This window comes from Shewanella aestuarii, assembly GCF_011765625.1.
In the GTDB taxonomy this organism is placed as follows: Bacteria; Pseudomonadota; Gammaproteobacteria; order Enterobacterales; family Shewanellaceae; genus Shewanella; species Shewanella aestuarii_A.
Genome location: NZ_CP050314.1, coordinates 70,425 through 90,168, shown reverse-complemented (window position 1 = coordinate 90,168; position 19,744 = coordinate 70,425). Strand labels below are relative to the sequence as shown.

The following is a 19,744-nucleotide window of genomic DNA, read 5'->3' as shown; positions in this document are numbered from 1 at the left end:
CCCCCTGGGGGAAGGCTTAGCAGTGTGAATAACGGATGATTTAGGTGTTAATGTGATTGAACAAAATAGGTCGTTTCCAGATGACTTCGGCTTTGACTATTGTCTTATGTGGATTAGTACGGAGAAATATCCCTCATTTATAAGTAGGCCACACCCTGACAGACAGTGGCGAGATCATCCATGACGTTAGGGACAACTCAAAACCATTTGCTCATAAACTTCCAATTTTAATAGACCCCGATGGTATCAATGTGGTGCCAGTGAATCTATATCTTCACTCTTTGTTGGCAGATCCAGATATATCCTCCGATAAGACGATTCAATCCCATGCAGTTGCGTTATTGAGCTTCTATCGGTGGTTGAGCACGGAAATCCCCGAACATACACACCCAAGGACTGGCCTTCTGGTTGATGAAAAACCTCCGTTAACAATATATGACTGCACCGAGAAGGTAGAGGAAAGTCCAATCGTGAGATATCGAGACTATTTATTGGAAAACCTTTATACCAAGGATGAAACTGGAAAAGTCGGTGGTTCTCCAAGTACAGCCTCTAACTATGTTTTGAAAGTTGTCAATTACTTCATCTTCCTTCATCGCCAGCGGATCATTTCAATCAGCAAAACCTTTCGACCATTTGAGTTTAAGGCAAAGACTGTTCGCATAAGCAACAAAGGAAACAGAGCACAACATGAAATGCTCTCACATCTCAATCGCAGTCACAGTAAGGAAATTATTGTATACACCACAGGTCTCACTAGACCATTTAAGAACATAAAAAAACCTCAAGATGCTGATATTCGAGAGCTTAACCCACTTCGTGAAGATGAAAAACAAGAGCTTTATAAACACCTTGATATTGAAAATTCATCTGACACTAAAGCCCTAATGGTGTACTTAAAAACTGAAACGGGATTGAGATTGGAGGAATTAATAACATTTCCTGCCTCTGTCGTGGACAAGCCAAAAGCTAAAGTAGTTAAGGTGCAAATTGGTGAGAATATTAACGGTTGCTTAACCAAGTTCAAAAAAAACAGAACAATTGAAATCCCAGCCAGTGTCATGGATCTGTTGTACGAGTACAAGTTAAGTAAGGCGAGGAAGAAGGCTATTGAAAAAGGATTACTTCGCCATAACCACTTATTCGTTAAATCGAATGGCAATATCTACGCTCCAAACACCATTCAAAAGTATGTGGAAACTATCCGCAATGATTTGACACACTGTGGGCTTGATATTTATTTTGCCCCTCATGACTTACGAGCCACTTTCGCAACCGACTGGCTGTACAGCAAACATATGGAAACAGGTAAGCCCTTCGAGGCTTTGTTACAGGAGCTGGCTGATTTGATGGGGCATGAAAGCACCTCTACCACTCAAAAATACGTTAACTACATGAATGACAATAAAACATGGTTGGAATTCGCTCAGCGTAAAAATCAATTCGCACAACAATCGCTGAGGTGATGATATGGCAAAAAGTCGATTAGCAGCATCGAGAAATCAAAATAAATCACCCGCTCCGCCGATTACTAAGAAAAATGTTACTTCATTAGATTTGATCGTTGATATACGGCCAGAAGGGGTGCTAAACAGCACAAGACACAATTTTATTTATTGGTGTCATGAACAGTGTGATCCCAAAAAACCATTAGCTAAACCCTCTCGACTGGAAAGAATGCAAAAGCTAAAAAGATGGGTTGATCAAGAGAAGAAAAATGAAACCAATGCATGGTCTCTAGTAGTTAAATTAAGCGCCTTAAAGACTTACATTGCATTTTGCGACATTAAGAAGTTCGACCCTTTTAGTCAGGCTGGATATCTTTATTACGCTGGTAACTCAGGTGAGTTACGGCGCTTAGTTGACATTGCTAGTGAGCCTAAAAAATACCAATTTCAGTATCATAATGGTGAAGAGTTTGGTTTGTTGGAATCCTCAGCTCTTCAAAAAAAGATGAATCTCGACTCGATGCTTCCAGTGCTTGATTTTGATGTGTCAGTCCGCGGCTGACTGCCAGGACAGGAACACTGCTTGTTGTGCAAAGGTGTTGGCAGCTTCTTGTTGCTTGCGGATATGGTAAATGAACCCATCAGTTAACCGTTCCAGTGCCAGTTGTATCCGCTCTGTCAGGTGACATAGCAACCATAGATGCTGCTGTGCGCGTTTGAATCGTTTGAGTTTACTACCGTAATAGTTGATGAGCTCACCGAAGTGTTGTCGATTTTTAAGAGACAGATTAAGCCCATCGATAACGCCATTGATTTGCGTGCGCCATGGCGCTAACTGATGATAAAGGGCAAGCTCTTTTTTAAGTTCAGGTACGGTCAGACTTTTTGCACCGCCTCTGAGCTGGTTCAGGCTTAGTCCGTCATCAATGGCTGTTATGCTGTCCAGAAAGACGTGAAGTTCAGGACTGGTGAGTTGATTAAGTTGGTGCGCCAGGTCTTTTCTGACCTGCTGCATCGCTCTGCTTATCAGTCTCTGGAGTACGGTGTACCTAGGGATAGCAATGCTGTGACTGGTTAGGAATTCAATAGCAGTATCAAAGAGGTAACGCGGCTCCAGCCAGGCATTGCCCACCTGAACAAGGTGGTCGAAAAGAGAATTGAAGTGCTGACTTTCGTCCCATTTGTGATAACCAGCAAGGTCTAATACTTTTGCGTAGAGTCGATCTTTTTGTTTTTGTGAGGGAGTGAATGGTCTGAGCCCCTTGCCGCCAAGCAGCTCTTTACTGATGAACATTAAATCCTTAGAAACCTGCGAGTAAGCGATATCTAGGATGACGGGCTTTGATTTGAAGTATCCCAAAATCGCGACAAAGTAACATCTATGAGCTCTGAGACGAATTGACCGAAAAACTGCCAATTCCGCATCGTTCAGAGAAAAGTACAGACGTTGTTCTTCGATTGAAAAAATGGGTGGGGAATAAAGATCTGCCTGTTCTGCTCTCGTGAGAATAGTAATTTCGTTTTTGATGGCCATATCAGGGCTGTTCCGTATTAAATGTACGATATTTACCTAATTTGCCACACTTATAAGTAGTAACCCACCTCCGCAGCCATTTATTGGTGTGGTCTACAGAGGATTAAGTCTTTTTAGAGGGGAAAATCCCTAGAACCCCATCTCCAAACATATCAAGCGTGTCTGTATCCCACTCTATTGTAAACAAGACATTTTTATCTTTTATATTCAATGGCTTATTTTCCTGCTAATTGGTAATACCATGAAAAATACCATGCTCAGAAAAGGCTTAACAATATTTTGAAAAATTGCCTACTGAGCGCTGCCGCACAGCTCCATAGGCCGCTTTCCTGGCTTTGCTTCCAGATGTATGCTATTCTGCTCCTGCAGCTAATGGATCACCGCAAACAGGTTACTCGCCTGGGGATTCCCTTTCGACCCGAGCATCCGTATGAGACTCATGCTCGATTATTATTATTATAGAAGCCCCCATGAATAAATCGCTCATCATTTTCGGCATCGTCAACATAACCTCGGACAGTTTCTCCGATGGAGGCCGGTATCTGGCGCCAGACGCAGCCATTGCGCAGGCGCGTAAGCTGATGGCCGAGGGGGCAGATGTGATCGACCTCGGTCCGGCATCCAGCAATCCCGACGCCGCGCCTGTTTCGTCCGACACAGAAATCGCGCGTATCGCGCCGGTGCTGGACGCGCTCAAGGCAGATGGCATTCCCGTCTCGCTCGACAGTTATCAACCCGCGACGCAAGCCTATGCCTTGTCGCGTGGTGTGGCCTATCTCAATGATATTCGCGGTTTTCCAGACGCTGCGTTCTATCCGCAATTGGCGAAATCATCTGCCAAACTCGTCGTTATGCATTCGGTGCAAGACGGGCAGGCAGATCGGCGCGAGGCACCCGCTGGCGACATCATGGATCACATTGCGGCGTTCTTTGACGCGCGCATCGCGGCGCTGACGGGTGCCGGTATCAAACGCAACCGCCTTGTCCTTGATCCCGGCATGGGGTTTTTTCTGGGGGCTGCTCCCGAAACCTCGCTCTCGGTGCTGGCGCGGTTCGATGAATTGCGGCTGCGCTTCGATTTGCCGGTGCTTCTGTCTGTTTCGCGCAAATCCTTTCTGCGCGCGCTCACAGGCCGTGGTCCGGGGGATGTCGGGGCCGCGACACTCGCTGCAGAGCTTGCCGCCGCCGCAGGTGGAGCTGACTTCATCCGCACACACGAGCCGCGCCCCTTGCGCGACGGGCTGGCGGTATTGGCGGCGCTGAAAGAAACCGCAAGAATTCGTTAACTGCACATTCGGGATATTTCTCTATATTCGCGGTTCAGCAGGCATGTCCCCTTTGAGGGCGACCCGAGTTCATGTTAGCTGCTGGGCTTAATTTTGATAAAATAGCTTATTTTTTGAGATAATAATTTGTACTTTTGTGGCTTCACTTCCAAAAAGTATACAACACGTGGCAAAGCCTTGGATTAAATAATTATTAGGGTAATTCTCTTCAAAACCCACTTTTATGGTATAGTACTCTATTAGTATTATGCTACAATTATTTTGTTGTATAATTTAATCAAGTTTTTATGGAAAACCGTAAATGGTTTAAGACCTATATGTTTATATGGGCTGGACAGTTTGCTTCAATGCTTACAAGTTATGCTGTTCAGTTTGCTATTGTTATATGGCTTAGTCTGGAGTACAAGTCAGCCGAAGTTTTAGCCTACGCAGGAATAGCAGCTATGTTGCCTCAAGCATTGATAGGCTTAATAGCAGGTGTATATGTTGACCGTCTCAATCGTAAATATGTAATGATTTTTTCGGATGCTTTTATAGCTCTCTGTGCCCTTTTGTTACTCGTCATTTTACAAAATGAAAATGTTAATCTTATATGGATATACATTTTATTGGGTTTACGCTCTGTTGGTAATGCTTTTCACGCTCCGGCACTACAGGCAATTGCTCCGCTGATTGTACCCCAAAATGAATTGATAAAGGTAGCAGGAATTAATCAGGTGTTACATTCGGTTTGCAGTATTGGTGGTCCTGCCATTGGCACATTAGCCATTGCTTATCTTCCTATTTCAAAAGTATTGTACTTGGATTTGATTGGAGCATTGCTGGCTATTCTTTCACTCGTGATGGTGAAAATTCCCAATGTGGTTGCGAAGTCAAAATCGTCTGCACATTCTATTGCTACAGAATTTTCGGAAGGGTTTCAGACTGTTTCAAAAAACAAAGGTTTGCGTTATCTTTTTCTTTATGCAATGGCGATAACCTTTGTTATAATGCCAGCTGCCATTATGTTTCCGTTGCTCACAACAGGGCATTTTGCAGGAGGAAAATGGGAGATAGGAATTGTAGAAGTGGTTTGGGGCGGAGGTATGCTTATTGGCGGTGTCATCCTGAGTATTTTCAAATTGAAAGGCTCAAAAGTAGTCGCAGTCAATGTTATGTATGTATTATTGGGACTTACATTTATTTTGAGTGGTGTATTACCTGCAAGTTGGTTTGTAGGATTTGTGATGGTAACAGCCATTGGCGGTATCAGCCTGTCTGTTTTCAATGGCTGTTTTACAGCAATTGTACAAACAGAGGTAAGTCCTGAAAAATTAGGACGTGTATTTTCACTTTATTATAGTTTGGCAGTTTTGCCAAGTGTAATCGGTTTATTATTCACAGGCCTGATTGCAGAAGTTATTGGTGTAAACATTACGTTTATCATAAGCGGTTGTTTGGCAATCCTTGTGGGTATTCTTTCGTTTAGCACTCGCAACTTAATGCAATTAGGTAAAATCAAAAATATTTAAAAAAATGAAAAATAGAGATATTCAAAAATTAGCGGAAAGAAATGGGTTAATTCTTTCGGATGAAATGAGTTTTAATGAAATGGGAATTGATTTTAAGGTTGGTTTCGCTACAGATAGGGATGGCACAAAGTGGTTGTTGCGTATTCCAAGAAGAACAACCTTAGGCGAACAGATTGCGAATGAGAAACGCATTCTTCAATTGGTGTCGAAATACCTTTCGGTTCAAGTTCCTGATTGGCGTATAGCTAATGAAAAACTGGTAGCCTATCCTTTGCTCGATGGAAAACCTGCACTTACTTATGATGCGGAGACTTATGAAGTAACCTGGAATATGTCTAAAGAAAACGACCTTTATATACCATCATTAGCGAAAGCACTTATAGAACTTCATTCAATTCCTACGGAAGAAGTACTTCGTAATAATCTAAAAATTTTGACACCTGAACAGGTTAGAAATGAGATTTCTGAAAGATTGATTTTGGTGAAATCTGAATTAGGGATAAATGCCGAATTAGAACTTCGGTACCAAAAATGGCTGGATAATGATGCCTTATGGCCGAATTTTACAAAATTCATTCACGGTGATTTGTATGCAGGTCATACACTTACTCATCATAATGGAGAAGTTTGTGGAATTATTGATTGGTCAACTGCACAAGTCAGCGATATAGCACAAGATTTTTCAGGTCACGTTACTGTTTTCGGTGAAGAAAGTCTGAAAAATTTAATTGCGGCATACGAAAAACAAGGTGGAGAAGTATGGGATAAACTGTTTGAACAAGCAGTTGAACGAGCTGCTGCCGCACCTCTAGCTTATGGATATTTTGCTTTAGAAACACAAGATGAAATTCATCTTAGTTCTGCAAAATTACAGTTAGGTGTTGAGTAGATTTTTTTTAGTAGGGGCTGACACCTTAATCGGGTCAACGTATAGGAAGAATAAACGCCCTTTTCACCCAAGTCCAACAGCTTTGGACCGCAGTTGACTCTTTCGACACCCCTGCGATGCAACCCAATCCGGCTGACGGGGAGCCAGCAACGCTGAAAATTTACCCTCCTCTTTCCCACTAGCGGCTCCTTTTCCGACAACCAGCACGGCGGATCCCTGCCGCGGCGCTGTGAACGCAGCATTTTGATTGGTATCGTTGGCCTTCAGGCTCGTCAGTCAAACAGACCCAGGAGCAGCTCAGCCGGTGGCGCCCGGCTTTCGGGTAACGCCCTGGTCCCGCTGGTTTCGGCTTTGTGCTTCAGGTGATCAAGGATCTGCTTGATCACTATAGGGTCTTCAATGCAGGCGATGACTTTCATGGCGCCGCCGCAGCCGCTGCAGGTCTCGATGTCGATATTGAAAACACGCTTGAGCCGTTGCGCCCATGTCATCGACGCTCGCCGTTGTGCTGGTGTTGCCGGTTCATCAGCCACCCTGACCTTGTTGCCCCTGCCCCGTTTTGCCGGCGTGACCAACGCCCGGTGCCGACTGTTGGGTGCGAACACCCCGTGGAAGCGGGTTAGGTTGACTCTGGGCTTCGGTACCAGGGCGGCCAGCCTTGCAATGAAATCCAATGGTTCGAAAATGACGTGCGTGGTGCCGTCCCGGTACGGCGTCTTGAGCTGGTAGCGCACGTTGCCGCCTCGTGTTAACGACAGCCGCTTCTCGGATACCGCCGGGCGGCTGATGTACCGGCACAGCCGTTCGAGCTTCTTGCGTTCATCGGCCCTGGCCGCCACGCCGGCGTGCAGGCTGGACCCGGCTACCTTGCCAATCCCGTCACCGAACGGATCACCACTGGTCGGCAGAGTTTGCAAAGTGAACACCTTTCGCCCCGCCTGTGAACCGACAGCGATACGGTAAGTGATCGAGTGCCCCAGCAGGGGTGTCATCGGGTCGTCATCCACCGCATCCGAGGCCAGATAGCTGTTTTCGACATCCCGTTCCAGCAGGCCTTGCCGTTCCAGATAGCGACCCACCCGGTGGGCGATGGTGTGCGTCAGCTGGGTGAGCTCTGGGCTGGTCGGCGCCTTGACCCAGCGGAAACGCGCTGAGCCGTGGGATTGCTCGACATACACACCGTCGAGAAACAGCATGTGGAAGTGAACATTCAGATTGAGCGCCGATCCAAAACGCTGGATCAGGGTGACCGCGCCCGTCTTGGCCACTTGGTGGGTATGGCCCGCTTTCTTGACCAGGTGCGTGGCAATGACGCGGTAAACGATGCCCAGCACCCACCCCATGATCTCGGGCCGGCTGGCAAACAGGAAACGCAGCTGAAACGGGAAGCTCAACACCCACTGACGCATGGGTTGTTCAGGCAGTACTTCATCAACCAGCAAGGCGGCACTTTCGGCCATCCGCCGCGCCCCACAGCTCGGGCAGAAACCGCGACGCTTACAGCTGAAAGCGACCAGGTGCTCGGCGTGGCAAGACTCGCAGCGAACCCGTAGAAAGCCATGCTCCAGCCGCCCGCATTGGAGAAATTCTTCAAATTCCCGTTGCACATAGCCCGGCAATTCCTTTCCCTGCTCTGCCATAAGCGCAGCGAATGCCGGGTAATACTCGTCAACGATCTGATAGAGAAGGGTTTGCTCGGGTCGGTGGCTCTGGTAACGACCAGTATCCCGATCCCGGCTGGCCGTCCTGGCCGCCACATGAGGCATGTTCCGCGTCCTTGCAATACTGTGTTTAGCAAAAATGCAAGCCGATGAACAACTCGCGATGGCAACAGCTAAAAAATTGGTAGAACAAAAACGCCAAATTGAAAAACAATGTTCTAAATAAATCCACCACTCGCACAAATCCCCCCTATTGTGCGAGCCTAAAAACACAGACACCTTATCACTGCTTTTCGAAACCATTAATCAATGCTTCTAAACCAAATAAAAAAGCCTCTGTGCCATCATCTTGATCCATAATTTGCAAAGCATCTTTTAATAGTCGAGGCATCGTATCATCTGCTATTTGTTGCCTATCATTAAGTGCTGCGATATGTTCTTGCTGCTCTAACACAGAACCTAACGTAAAATGACCAACCGCGCTTATTGCATATAACCCACATTTTAATGAAAAACCATTGTCCACCATAAACTGCAACTGCATTTCTACGGTGTCATATTGGTCTGAACTCGGGCGAGTCCCTAAATGCACTTTTGCGCCATCACGGTAACTTAATAATGCATCACGAAAGCTCAATGCATTATTACGTAAAAATTGTTGCCACGTTTCCCCAACTGCGGGTAATGAATGACGATGATTACGCTTTAGCATTTCAACAGATAATGCATCCAACAATGTGCGCTTGTTCTTCACATGCCAATATAGTGTAGGCTGCTCTACGCCCAGTTTTTGAGCTAGTTTTCGCGTTGTCAGCCCTTCCATTCCCACTTCATTTAGCAACTCTAATGCCACTGTGATGATGGTTTCTTTATCTAATCGCGCCATACTGCCCTCTCTTTTTTTCTATTGACACTCTATCACTGATAGGGATATATTCCAACTCTATCAATGATAGAGAAAAAACGATGAATAAATTTGCGATCACCGCTTTAACGATCACCGCCCTAGATGCTATGGGGATCGGCTTGATCATGCCTGTATTGCCTACATTGTTACGTGAATACGTGTCGGCTGAAAATTTAGCAAATCATTACGGTATCCTGCTGGCACTGTATGCCATCATGCAGGTTTTTTTTGCTCCTCTACTTGGCAAATGGTCTGATAAATTCGGGCGCCGACCAATATTACTACTATCTCTTGCAGGCGCTGCTGTGGATTACACTTTGCTTGCATTATCTAGCTCACTTTGGATGCTATACGTTGGGCGATTAATTTCTGGAGTTACTGGCGCAACAGGTGCGGTCGCCGCTTCTGTTATTGCTGACAATACTGCTTCACAAGAGCGTACTAAGTGGTTTGGACGCTTAGGGGCGGCTTTTGGTGTCGGGTTAATCTCTGGCCCTGCAATTGGCGGCTTTACAGGGCAATTCTCAGCTCATCTTCCTTTTATTATTGCTGCCATTTTAAATGCGCTCTCTTTTTTAGTTATTATGTTGATATTTAAAGATAATAAAATCAAAAATACTGAAAAAAACACCACAGAAACAGCAGAAAATTCGCGACCTTTCCTGCAAGTGATCAAGCCAGTCATACTATTGTTATTTATCTTTTTTATGACTCAAATGATAGGGCAAATTCCAGCAACGACATGGGTGTTATTTACGGAACATCGTTTTCAATGGGGCAGTATGGAGATCGGCCTATCTTTAGCGGGGTTAGGCATCATGCATGCCTTGTTCCAAGCATTTGTAGCGGGCGCAATCGCCAAGAAATTCAATGAAAAAGTGACGATTATTGTGGGCTTTGTTGTTGATGGAGCAGCATTCATTATTTTGTCATTATTGACAAAGGGTTGGATGATTTACCCTACATTAATCTTACTCGCCGGCGGCAGTATTGCGCTACCAGCCTTACAGGGGTTAATGTCAGCTCAAGTCAATCAAACTAACCAAGGTAAGCTACAAGGCGTTCTAGTCAGCTTAACCAATACGACGGGGGTGATCGGCCCATTATTATTTAGCTTTATTTTTGGTCAAACACTGGCAAGTTGGGATGGCTGGATATGGATGATTGGTGCGATAATGTATGTTTTATTGATTGTATTTATTTTATCTTTTTATAGAAGCACCAAAAAGATAGTTAAAATAGCGAAGCTACCAGCGAGCTAAGTTTTAGCATATCAATATTAAGTGCTATGATACCCCTATCAGATTTGCTTTTAGCACAAGATATTAAGAGACAAACCCTATGACATTACCCCCTAAAAAACCAAGAACAAAACCTGCGGAAGAAAGGCTAGATGACCTAATGAACGTATAGGAAGAATAAACGCCCTTTTCACCCAAGTCCAACAGCTTTGGACCGCAGTTGACTCTTTCGACACCCCTGCGATGCAACCCAATCCGGCTGACGGGGAGCCAGCAACGCTGAAAATTTACCCTCCTCTTTCCCACTAGCGGCTCCTTTTCCGACAACCAGCACGGCGGATCCCTGCCGCGGCGCTGTGAACGCAGCATTTTGATTGGTATCGTTGGCCTTCAGGCTCGTCAGTCAAACAGACCCAGGAGCAGCTCAGCCGGTGGCGCCCGGCTTTCGGGTAACGCCCTGGTCCCGCTGGTTTCGGCTTTGTGCTTCAGGTGATCAAGGATCTGCTTGATCACTATAGGGTCTTCAATGCAGGCGATGACTTTCATGGCGCCGCCGCAGCCGCTGCAGGTCTCGATGTCGATATTGAAAACACGCTTGAGCCGTTGCGCCCATGTCATCGACGCTCGCCGTTGTGCTGGTGTTGCCGGTTCATCAGCCACCCTGACCTTGTTGCCCCTGCCCCGTTTTGCCGGCGTGACCAACGCCCGGTGCCGACTGTTGGGTGCGAACACCCCGTGGAAGCGGGTTAGGTTGACTCTGGGCTTCGGTACCAGGGCGGCCAGCCTTGCAATGAAATCCAATGGTTCGAAAATGACGTGCGTGGTGCCGTCCCGGTACGGCGTCTTGAGCTGGTAGCGCACGTTGCCGCCTCGTGTTAACGACAGCCGCTTCTCGGATACCGCCGGGCGGCTGATGTACCGGCACAGCCGTTCGAGCTTCTTGCGTTCATCGGCCCTGGCCGCCACGCCGGCGTGCAGGCTGGACCCGGCTACCTTGCCAATCCCGTCACCGAACGGATCACCACTGGTCGGCAGAGTTTGCAAAGTGAACACCTTTCGCCCCGCCTGTGAACCGACAGCGATACGGTAAGTGATCGAGTGCCCCAGCAGGGGTGTCATCGGGTCGTCATCCACCGCATCCGAGGCCAGATAGCTGTTTTCGACATCCCGTTCCAGCAGGCCTTGCCGTTCCAGATAGCGACCCACCCGGTGGGCGATGGTGTGCGTCAGCTGGGTGAGCTCTGGGCTGGTCGGCGCCTTGACCCAGCGGAAACGCGCTGAGCCGTGGGATTGCTCGACATACACACCGTCGAGAAACAGCATGTGGAAGTGAACATTCAGATTGAGCGCCGATCCAAAACGCTGGATCAGGGTGACCGCGCCCGTCTTGGCCACTTGGTGGGTATGGCCCGCTTTCTTGACCAGGTGCGTGGCAATGACGCGGTAAACGATGCCCAGCACCCACCCCATGATCTCGGGCCGGCTGGCAAACAGGAAACGCAGCTGAAACGGGAAGCTCAACACCCACTGACGCATGGGTTGTTCAGGCAGTACTTCATCAACCAGCAAGGCGGCACTTTCGGCCATCCGCCGCGCCCCACAGCTCGGGCAGAAACCGCGACGCTTACAGCTGAAAGCGACCAGGTGCTCGGCGTGGCAAGACTCGCAGCGAACCCGTAGAAAGCCATGCTCCAGCCGCCCGCATTGGAGAAATTCTTCAAATTCCCGTTGCACATAGCCCGGCAATTCCTTTCCCTGCTCTGCCATAAGCGCAGCGAATGCCGGGTAATACTCGTCAACGATCTGATAGAGAAGGGTTTGCTCGGGTCGGTGGCTCTGGTAACGACCAGTATCCCGATCCCGGCTGGCCGTCCTGGCCGCCACATGAGGCATGTTCCGCGTCCTTGCAATACTGTGTTTAGCAAAAATGCAAGCCGATGAACAACTCGCGATGGCAACAGCTAAAAAATTGGTAGAACAAAAACGCCAAATTGAAAAACAATGTTCTAAATAAATCCACCACTCGCACAAATCCCCCCTATTGTGCGAGCCTAAAAACACAGACACCTTATCACTGCTTTTCGAAACCATTAATCAATGCTTCTAAACCAAATAAAAAAGCCTCTGTGCCATCATCTTGATCCATAATTTGCAAAGCATCTTTTAATAGTCGAGGCATCGTATCATCTGCTATTTGTTGCCTATCATTAAGTGCTGCGATATGTTCTTGCTGCTCTAACACAGAACCTAACGTAAAATGACCAACCGCGCTTATTGCATATAACCCACATTTTAATGAAAAACCATTGTCCACCATAAACTGCAACTGCATTTCTACGGTGTCATATTGGTCTGAACTCGGGCGAGTCCCTAAATGCACTTTTGCGCCATCACGGTAACTTAATAATGCATCACGAAAGCTCAATGCATTATTACGTAAAAATTGTTGCCACGTTTCCCCAACTGCGGGTAATGAATGACGATGATTACGCTTTAGCATTTCAACAGATAATGCATCCAACAATGTGCGCTTGTTCTTCACATGCCAATATAGTGTAGGCTGCTCTACGCCCAGTTTTTGAGCTAGTTTTCGCGTTGTCAGCCCTTCCATTCCCACTTCATTTAGCAACTCTAATGCCACTGTGATGATGGTTTCTTTATCTAATCGCGCCATACTGCCCTCTCTTTTTTTCTATTGACACTCTATCACTGATAGGGATATATTCCAACTCTATCAATGATAGAGAAAAAACGATGAATAAATTTGCGATCACCGCTTTAACGATCACCGCCCTAGATGCTATGGGGATCGGCTTGATCATGCCTGTATTGCCTACATTGTTACGTGAATACGTGTCGGCTGAAAATTTAGCAAATCATTACGGTATCCTGCTGGCACTGTATGCCATCATGCAGGTTTTTTTTGCTCCTCTACTTGGCAAATGGTCTGATAAATTCGGGCGCCGACCAATATTACTACTATCTCTTGCAGGCGCTGCTGTGGATTACACTTTGCTTGCATTATCTAGCTCACTTTGGATGCTATACGTTGGGCGATTAATTTCTGGAGTTACTGGCGCAACAGGTGCGGTCGCCGCTTCTGTTATTGCTGACAATACTGCTTCACAAGAGCGTACTAAGTGGTTTGGACGCTTAGGGGCGGCTTTTGGTGTCGGGTTAATCTCTGGCCCTGCAATTGGCGGCTTTACAGGGCAATTCTCAGCTCATCTTCCTTTTATTATTGCTGCCATTTTAAATGCGCTCTCTTTTTTAGTTATTATGTTGATATTTAAAGATAATAAAATCAAAAATACTGAAAAAAACACCACAGAAACAGCAGAAAATTCGCGACCTTTCCTGCAAGTGATCAAGCCAGTCATACTATTGTTATTTATCTTTTTTATGACTCAAATGATAGGGCAAATTCCAGCAACGACATGGGTGTTATTTACGGAACATCGTTTTCAATGGGGCAGTATGGAGATCGGCCTATCTTTAGCGGGGTTAGGCATCATGCATGCCTTGTTCCAAGCATTTGTAGCGGGCGCAATCGCCAAGAAATTCAATGAAAAAGTGACGATTATTGTGGGCTTTGTTGTTGATGGAGCAGCATTCATTATTTTGTCATTATTGACAAAGGGTTGGATGATTTACCCTACATTAATCTTACTCGCCGGCGGCAGTATTGCGCTACCAGCCTTACAGGGGTTAATGTCAGCTCAAGTCAATCAAACTAACCAAGGTAAGCTACAAGGCGTTCTAGTCAGCTTAACCAATACGACGGGGGTGATCGGCCCATTATTATTTAGCTTTATTTTTGGTCAAACACTGGCAAGTTGGGATGGCTGGATATGGATGATTGGTGCGATAATGTATGTTTTATTGATTGTATTTATTTTATCTTTTTATAGAAGCACCAAAAAGATAGTTAAAATAGCGAAGCTACCAGCGAGCTAAGTTTTAGCATATCAATATTAAGTGCTATGATACCCCTATCAGATTTGCTTTTAGCACAAGATATTAAGAGACAAACCCTATGACATTACCCCTAAAAAACCAAGAACAAAACCTGCGGAAGAAAGGCTAGATGACCTAATGAACGTATAGGAAGAATAAACGCCCTTTTCACCCAAGTCCAACAGCTTTGGACCGCAGTTGACTCTTTCGACACCCCTGCGATGCAACCCAATCCGGCTGACGGGGAGCCAGCAACGCTGAAAATTTACCCTCCTCTTTCCCACTAGCGGCTCCTTTTCCGACAACCAGCACGGCGGATCCCTGCCGCGGCGCTGTGAACGCAGCATTTTGATTGGTATCGTTGGCCTTCAGGCTCGTCAGTCAAACAGACCCAGGAGCAGCTCAGCCGGTGGCGCCCGGCTTTCGGGTAACGCCCTGGTCCCGCTGGTTTCGGCTTTGTGCTTCAGGTGATCAAGGATCTGCTTGATCACTATAGGGTCTTCAATGCAGGCGATGACTTTCATGGCGCCGCCGCAGCCGCTGCAGGTCTCGATGTCGATATTGAAAACACGCTTGAGCCGTTGCGCCCATGTCATCGACGCTCGCCGTTGTGCTGGTGTTGCCGGTTCATCAGCCACCCTGACCTTGTTGCCCCTGCCCCGTTTTGCCGGCGTGACCAACGCCCGGTGCCGACTGTTGGGTGCGAACACCCCGTGGAAGCGGGTTAGGTTGACTCTGGGCTTCGGTACCAGGGCGGCCAGCCTTGCAATGAAATCCAATGGTTCGAAAATGACGTGCGTGGTGCCGTCCCGGTACGGCGTCTTGAGCTGGTAGCGCACGTTGCCGCCTCGTGTTAACGACAGCCGCTTCTCGGATACCGCCGGGCGGCTGATGTACCGGCACAGCCGTTCGAGCTTCTTGCGTTCATCGGCCCTGGCCGCCACGCCGGCGTGCAGGCTGGACCCGGCTACCTTGCCAATCCCGTCACCGAACGGATCACCACTGGTCGGCAGAGTTTGCAAAGTGAACACCTTTCGCCCCGCCTGTGAACCGACAGCGATACGGTAAGTGATCGAGTGCCCCAGCAGGGGTGTCATCGGGTCGTCATCCACCGCATCCGAGGCCAGATAGCTGTTTTCGACATCCCGTTCCAGCAGGCCTTGCCGTTCCAGATAGCGACCCACCCGGTGGGCGATGGTGTGCGTCAGCTGGGTGAGCTCTGGGCTGGTCGGCGCCTTGACCCAGCGGAAACGCGCTGAGCCGTGGGATTGCTCGACATACACACCGTCGAGAAACAGCATGTGGAAGTGAACATTCAGATTGAGCGCCGATCCAAAACGCTGGATCAGGGTGACCGCGCCCGTCTTGGCCACTTGGTGGGTATGGCCCGCTTTCTTGACCAGGTGCGTGGCAATGACGCGGTAAACGATGCCCAGCACCCACCCCATGATCTCGGGCCGGCTGGCAAACAGGAAACGCAGCTGAAACGGGAAGCTCAACACCCACTGACGCATGGGTTGTTCAGGCAGTACTTCATCAACCAGCAAGGCGGCACTTTCGGCCATCCGCCGCGCCCCACAGCTCGGGCAGAAACCGCGACGCTTACAGCTGAAAGCGACCAGGTGCTCGGCGTGGCAAGACTCGCAGCGAACCCGTAGAAAGCCATGCTCCAGCCGCCCGCATTGGAGAAATTCTTCAAATTCCCGTTGCACATAGCCCGGCAATTCCTTTCCCTGCTCTGCCATAAGCGCAGCGAATGCCGGGTAATACTCGTCAACGATCTGATAGAGAAGGGTTTGCTCGGGTCGGTGGCTCTGGTAACGACCAGTATCCCGATCCCGGCTGGCCGTCCTGGCCGCCACATGAGGCATGTTCCGCGTCCTTGCAATACTGTGTTTACATACAGTCTATCGCTTAGCGGAAAGTTCTTTTACCCTCAGCCGAAATGCCTGCCGTTGCTAGACATTGCCAGCCAGTGCCCGTCACTCCCTGTCGTCTGGGCGTTCCTCTGGGCTAAACATCGACATGATCCGGCGCTTAATATCGCCGTCCTTGTTGACCAGCGTCTTGGTCACGAAGGCCGCGTATTCTTTGGCGTTGTCGTACCCTTTCCAGACCTCGTGGGGGTCAAGAGCGTAGGCGCAAACCCGCCCAGCGACTGGGATTCTGACCAAGGCGCGTTCTGTCTCAAGGTGGGGTTCTAGGGATTTTCCCCTCTAAAAAGACATAATCCTCTGTAGACCACACCAATAAATGGCTGCGGAGGTGGTTTACTTTCAGCTTGGAGCCTAATCATCCACTATCGGCCTTGTTATTTCGCCAATATTGGGCAATTTCCCAGTATTAGTGAAGTTATACGTTCCGCTTAAGTTGATATTTTGCCACGCAACGGGCGAAACAGCACGAGTGATACCCGCTTTCTCTTCATCTCCTCTCGCTTCAAAGTGTCCCAGAAGATGACTCAGTATCGCGGAGTTGAAGTAGATGATCGCGTTGGCAAGCAATCTTGCGCATTCATTCCAGATAGCGATTTCAGACTCGTTTTTGCCACGGAACTGATCACCATTCACCGACGCAATGGCTCGTCTAAGGAAGTGCCATGCTTCTCCCCGGTTCAGGGCACGTTGCACATACTGCCGCAAACTGGCATCGTCGATGTAGTCAAGTAAATATTGCGCTTTAACCAGTCGATTATACTCCGTCAGCGCCTGTAATGTCGGGTGCCCCGAAGGATAACCAGACAACTTTCTTACCAGCATTGCCTGTGTCGTTCGCTTTGTCTGAAGTGACAGAACAATGCGCCTAATATCCTGCCATCCCGTTTCGATGACATTCGTCCTGATGGGCTTTTTCAGGGCAAGGTTGGTGCCGCCGTGTTCATTTTCAGTTACGTCAAACAGATCATTGATGACACTACTGAACTGCGCGTATCGCGGTGCAAAACTGTAACCGCATAGATCCAGTAAGGCGAAGTTAACATGATTGACACCGTGTGTATCTGTCGAGAGTACGTCAGGTTTGATTTCACTGCTGTTGGATTGTAACAGGTCATAAATATAGTGTGATTCGTGCTCGTTGGAACCGATGATCCGAGCATTGAGGGCGCTGTGGTTGGCCACCAGTGTCATGGCCGTGATCCCTTTGTTGGTGCCGAAATACTTAGAGGAGTACCGGGTTTTAAAGGTTTCCAGATGGGTTTCGAATTTCTGACCATCCGCACTGGCATGCAGCTGGTCCTCCTGAATATGGTAGTGGCGGAAGATGGGTAGCGCTGCAACCGCATTATTGATCACGTCGCTGGCGTCATGCAGCGTTTCAGGCCGGATATAGTTGGCCTGCACCGTACTCAGGTGTTCATAGCTTCGATCGGAGATCTGCGCCATGCCATACACACCACGGTGAGTGGCGTTGGCAATCAGAATGGCCAGTAAATCATCCTGATGAGTGAACCCTTGTTTTTGTATCGGAAGTACATGAGTCAGACATTTCATGAACCCGGTTTCGCGCTCTACATACCGCAGTACATCCGCGATACCGACCGGTTGCATTCGCTTAAAAAAGGGATTGTTGACCAGAGATGTAGCGCTTTTGGTCGGCAGACGCCAGCGGGTACCGGTACGATTTTTCATGATCACATTTCGATTGTCTCCCTCATCAATATGGAGAGCAACGTCTTTGAGTGCACTTTCCAGCCGGTGTTGTTTCTCCTGTAACAATAACTCTGCGGGCTGTTTTAGTCTGTCCAGTGTTGATGAGGCCAGCAAGGTATCCTGCGATGTCTGGGGGATCAGGTCGTCTTCCAGTGCGCGGTATTTGGTAACATTTGGCAAATAAATGCGTCCATTCAGTCGTGAGGTTAACTGCCGGTAGAGCAGCCATTCGTAACGTTGCGGGTTAACGTTATCCTGTTTAACCAACCATGGGAGGTGCTTTTTCGGGATGAGCGACGTATCCATCGTCTTCAGTGGTCCACCGAATGCGATTTCCGTCTGCATCTGTTGAAGTTGGGCGACGACGGCTTCTGAGCCTTTACCGGCCTCACATTCAAGGCACAAGAACACCTGCCTTAACAGTTGCTCCAGGAGATTGCATTGTTCATCGTAATGTTGCCACTGGTACTCTTCCACGGTCCGTTTCTGTTTTTTCAGGTAAAGGCAGAGGGTCTGGATATCCCTGTCATTCATGACCTTCAATGCCTGTTGTCTGACTACTGAGAAGGGTTGATTATCATCAATGTTCTCATCCACAAACAGATGCAGTAACTCTGCCGCTTTCGTGACATTGTCCGCGGCTGACTGCCAGGACAGGAACACTGCTTGTTGTGCAAAGGTGTTGGCAGCTTCTTGTTGCTTGCGGATATGGTAAATGAACCCATCAGTTAACCGTTCCAGTGCCAGTTGTATCCGCTCTGTCAGGTGACATAGCAACCATAGATGCTGCTGTGCGCGTTTGAATCGTTTGAGTTTACTACCGTAATAGTTGATGAGCTCACCGAAGTGTTGTCGATTTTTAAGAGACAGATTAAGCCCATCGATAACGCCATTGATTTGCGTGCGCCATGGCGCTAACTGATGATAAAGGGCAAGCTCTTTTTTAAGTTCAGGTACGGTCAGACTTTTTGCACCGCCTCTGAGCTGGTTCAGGCTTAGTCCGTCATCAATGGCTGTTATGCTGTCCAGAAAGACGTGAAGTTCAGGACTGGTGAGTTGATTAAGTTGGTGCGCCAGGTCTTTTCTGACCTGCTGCATCGCTCTGCTTATCAGTCTCTGGAGTACGGTGTACCTAGGGATAGCAATGCTGTGACTGGTTAGGAATTCAATAGCAGTATCAAAGAGGTAACGCGGCTCCAGCCAGGCATTGCCCACCTGAACAAGGTGGTCGAAAAGAGAATTGAAGTGCTGACTTTCGTCCCATTTGTGATAACCAGCAAGGTCTAATACTTTTGCGTAGAGTCGATCTTTTTGTTTTTGTGAGGGAGTGAATGGTCTGAGCCCCTTGCCGCCAAGCAGCTCTTTACTGATGAACATTAAATCCTTAGAAACCTGCGAGTAAGCGATATCTAGGATGACGGGCTTTGATTTGAAGTATCCCAAAATCGCGACAAAGTAACATCTATGAGCTCTGAGACGAATTGACCGAAAAACTGCCAATTCCGCATCGTTCAGAGAAAAGTACAGACGTTGTTCTTCGATTGAAAAAATGGGTGGGGAATAAAGATCTGCCTGTTCTGCTCTCGTGAGAATAGTAATTTCGTTTTTGATGGCCATATCAGGGCTGTTCCGTATTAAATGTACGATATTTACCTAATTT

At 47.9% G+C, this 19,744-nt stretch carries 15 protein-coding genes and 2 pseudogenes; 9 read left to right on the top strand and 8 right to left on the bottom strand.

Going from position 1 to position 19,744, the window contains the following annotated elements:
- The first annotated feature begins 254 nt into the window (after positions 1-254).
- Together HBH39_RS17975 and HBH39_RS17970 are read left to right on the top strand one after the other, a co-directional pair.
- Positions 255-1,466, top strand: a complete 1,212-nt coding sequence (locus HBH39_RS17975) for a tyrosine-type recombinase/integrase (protein WP_226083541.1) — start codon at positions 255-257, stop codon at positions 1,464-1,466.
- Positions 1,467-1,470: 4 nt separating this feature from the next.
- The gene (locus HBH39_RS17970; protein ID WP_180824602.1) at positions 1,471-2,010 is read left to right on the top strand and encodes a hypothetical protein; all 540 of its coding nucleotides are present in this window, start codon (positions 1,471-1,473) and stop codon (positions 2,008-2,010) included.
- On the opposite strand, the pseudogene HBH39_RS17965 reads toward HBH39_RS17970, so the two are convergent.
- Positions 1,999-2,982 (bottom strand): annotated as a pseudogene (locus tag HBH39_RS17965) (DUF4158 domain-containing protein); the annotation flags it as partial. The gene HBH39_RS17970 and the pseudogene HBH39_RS17965 sit on opposite strands and share 12 nt — an antisense overlap.
- A gap of 470 nt (positions 2,983-3,452) precedes the next feature.
- On the opposite strand from HBH39_RS17965, the gene sul2 reads away from it, so the two are divergent.
- The 3 genes from sul2 (at position 3,453) to HBH39_RS17945 (ending at position 6,668) form a co-directional block, all read left to right on the top strand.
- Positions 3,453-4,268 carry a sulfonamide-resistant dihydropteroate synthase Sul2 gene (sul2, locus tag HBH39_RS17955; protein ID WP_001043260.1) on the top strand — a complete coding sequence of 272 codons (816 nt, stop codon included), beginning with the start codon at positions 3,453-3,455 and terminating at the stop codon, positions 4,266-4,268.
- Between the two features lie 287 nt (positions 4,269-4,555).
- The gene (gene mef(C), locus HBH39_RS17950; RefSeq protein ID WP_085286200.1) at positions 4,556-5,779 is read left to right on the top strand and encodes a macrolide efflux MFS transporter Mef(C); all 1,224 of its coding nucleotides are present in this window, start codon (positions 4,556-4,558) and stop codon (positions 5,777-5,779) included.
- A 4-nt stretch (positions 5,780-5,783) separates the two neighbouring features.
- Positions 5,784-6,668: an Mph(G) family macrolide 2'-phosphotransferase gene (locus HBH39_RS17945; RefSeq protein ID WP_014386803.1), complete on the top strand. Its 885-nt coding sequence runs from the start codon at positions 5,784-5,786 to the stop codon at positions 6,666-6,668.
- Positions 6,669-6,940: 272 nt separating this feature from the next.
- Here HBH39_RS17945 and HBH39_RS17935 read toward each other — a convergent pair whose 3' ends face one another.
- Entirely contained in the window at positions 6,941-8,434 is a 1,494-nt protein-coding gene (locus HBH39_RS17935; protein ID WP_001120888.1) for an IS91-like element ISCR2 family transposase, read from the bottom strand.
- Between HBH39_RS17935 and HBH39_RS20015 the strand changes: the two genes are divergently transcribed.
- Positions 8,433-8,555, top strand: a complete 123-nt coding sequence (locus HBH39_RS20015) for a hypothetical protein (RefSeq protein WP_001998389.1) — start codon at positions 8,433-8,435, stop codon at positions 8,553-8,555. The genes HBH39_RS17935 and HBH39_RS20015 overlap by 2 nt on opposite strands.
- 57 nt (positions 8,556-8,612) lie before the next feature.
- Here HBH39_RS20015 and tetR (HBH39_RS17930) read toward each other — a convergent pair whose 3' ends face one another.
- Positions 8,613-9,215 (bottom strand): tetracycline resistance transcriptional repressor TetR, encoded by a 603-nt coding sequence (gene tetR / locus HBH39_RS17930; RefSeq protein WP_000113092.1) that lies wholly within the window; start codon positions 9,213-9,215, stop codon positions 8,613-8,615.
- An 80-nt stretch (positions 9,216-9,295) separates the two neighbouring features.
- Here tetR (HBH39_RS17930) and tet(59) (HBH39_RS17925) point away from each other — a divergent pair, with 80 nt between their 5' ends.
- Entirely contained in the window at positions 9,296-10,498 is a 1,203-nt protein-coding gene (tet(59), locus tag HBH39_RS17925) for a tetracycline efflux MFS transporter Tet(59) (protein ID WP_001031679.1), read from the top strand.
- Between the two features lie 378 nt (positions 10,499-10,876).
- Here tet(59) (HBH39_RS17925) and HBH39_RS17915 read toward each other — a convergent pair whose 3' ends face one another.
- The gene (locus HBH39_RS17915; protein WP_001120888.1) at positions 10,877-12,370 is read right to left on the bottom strand and encodes an IS91-like element ISCR2 family transposase; all 1,494 of its coding nucleotides are present in this window, start codon (positions 12,368-12,370) and stop codon (positions 10,877-10,879) included.
- Here HBH39_RS17915 and HBH39_RS20010 point away from each other — a divergent pair.
- Positions 12,369-12,491, top strand: a complete 123-nt coding sequence (locus tag HBH39_RS20010; RefSeq protein ID WP_001998389.1) for a hypothetical protein — start codon at positions 12,369-12,371, stop codon at positions 12,489-12,491. The genes HBH39_RS17915 and HBH39_RS20010 overlap by 2 nt on opposite strands.
- Before the next feature lie 57 nt (positions 12,492-12,548).
- On the opposite strand, the gene tetR (HBH39_RS17910) is transcribed toward HBH39_RS20010, so the two are convergent.
- The gene (gene tetR / locus HBH39_RS17910; RefSeq protein ID WP_000113092.1) at positions 12,549-13,151 is read right to left on the bottom strand and encodes a tetracycline resistance transcriptional repressor TetR; all 603 of its coding nucleotides are present in this window, start codon (positions 13,149-13,151) and stop codon (positions 12,549-12,551) included.
- An 80-nt stretch (positions 13,152-13,231) separates the two neighbouring features.
- On the opposite strand from tetR (HBH39_RS17910), the gene tet(59) (HBH39_RS17905) reads away from it, so the two are divergent.
- Positions 13,232-14,434, top strand: a complete 1,203-nt coding sequence (gene tet(59) / locus HBH39_RS17905; RefSeq protein ID WP_001031679.1) for a tetracycline efflux MFS transporter Tet(59) — start codon at positions 13,232-13,234, stop codon at positions 14,432-14,434.
- Positions 14,435-14,811: 377 nt separating this feature from the next.
- On the opposite strand, the gene HBH39_RS17895 is transcribed toward tet(59) (HBH39_RS17905), so the two are convergent.
- From HBH39_RS17895 to HBH39_RS17890, 3 genes and pseudogenes are all read right to left on the bottom strand, one after another.
- On the bottom strand, positions 14,812-16,305 hold the full coding sequence (locus HBH39_RS17895) for an IS91-like element ISCR2 family transposase (RefSeq protein ID WP_001120888.1): 1,494 nt from the start codon (positions 16,303-16,305) through the stop codon (positions 14,812-14,814).
- A gap of 111 nt (positions 16,306-16,416) precedes the next feature.
- Positions 16,417-16,629 (bottom strand): annotated as a pseudogene (locus HBH39_RS20060) (hypothetical protein); the annotation flags it as partial.
- A gap of 93 nt (positions 16,630-16,722) precedes the next feature.
- Positions 16,723-19,701, bottom strand: a complete 2,979-nt coding sequence (locus tag HBH39_RS17890; protein WP_167680206.1) for a Tn3-like element ISShfr9 family transposase — start codon at positions 19,699-19,701, stop codon at positions 16,723-16,725.
- Positions 19,702-19,744: the final 43 nt, after the last annotated feature.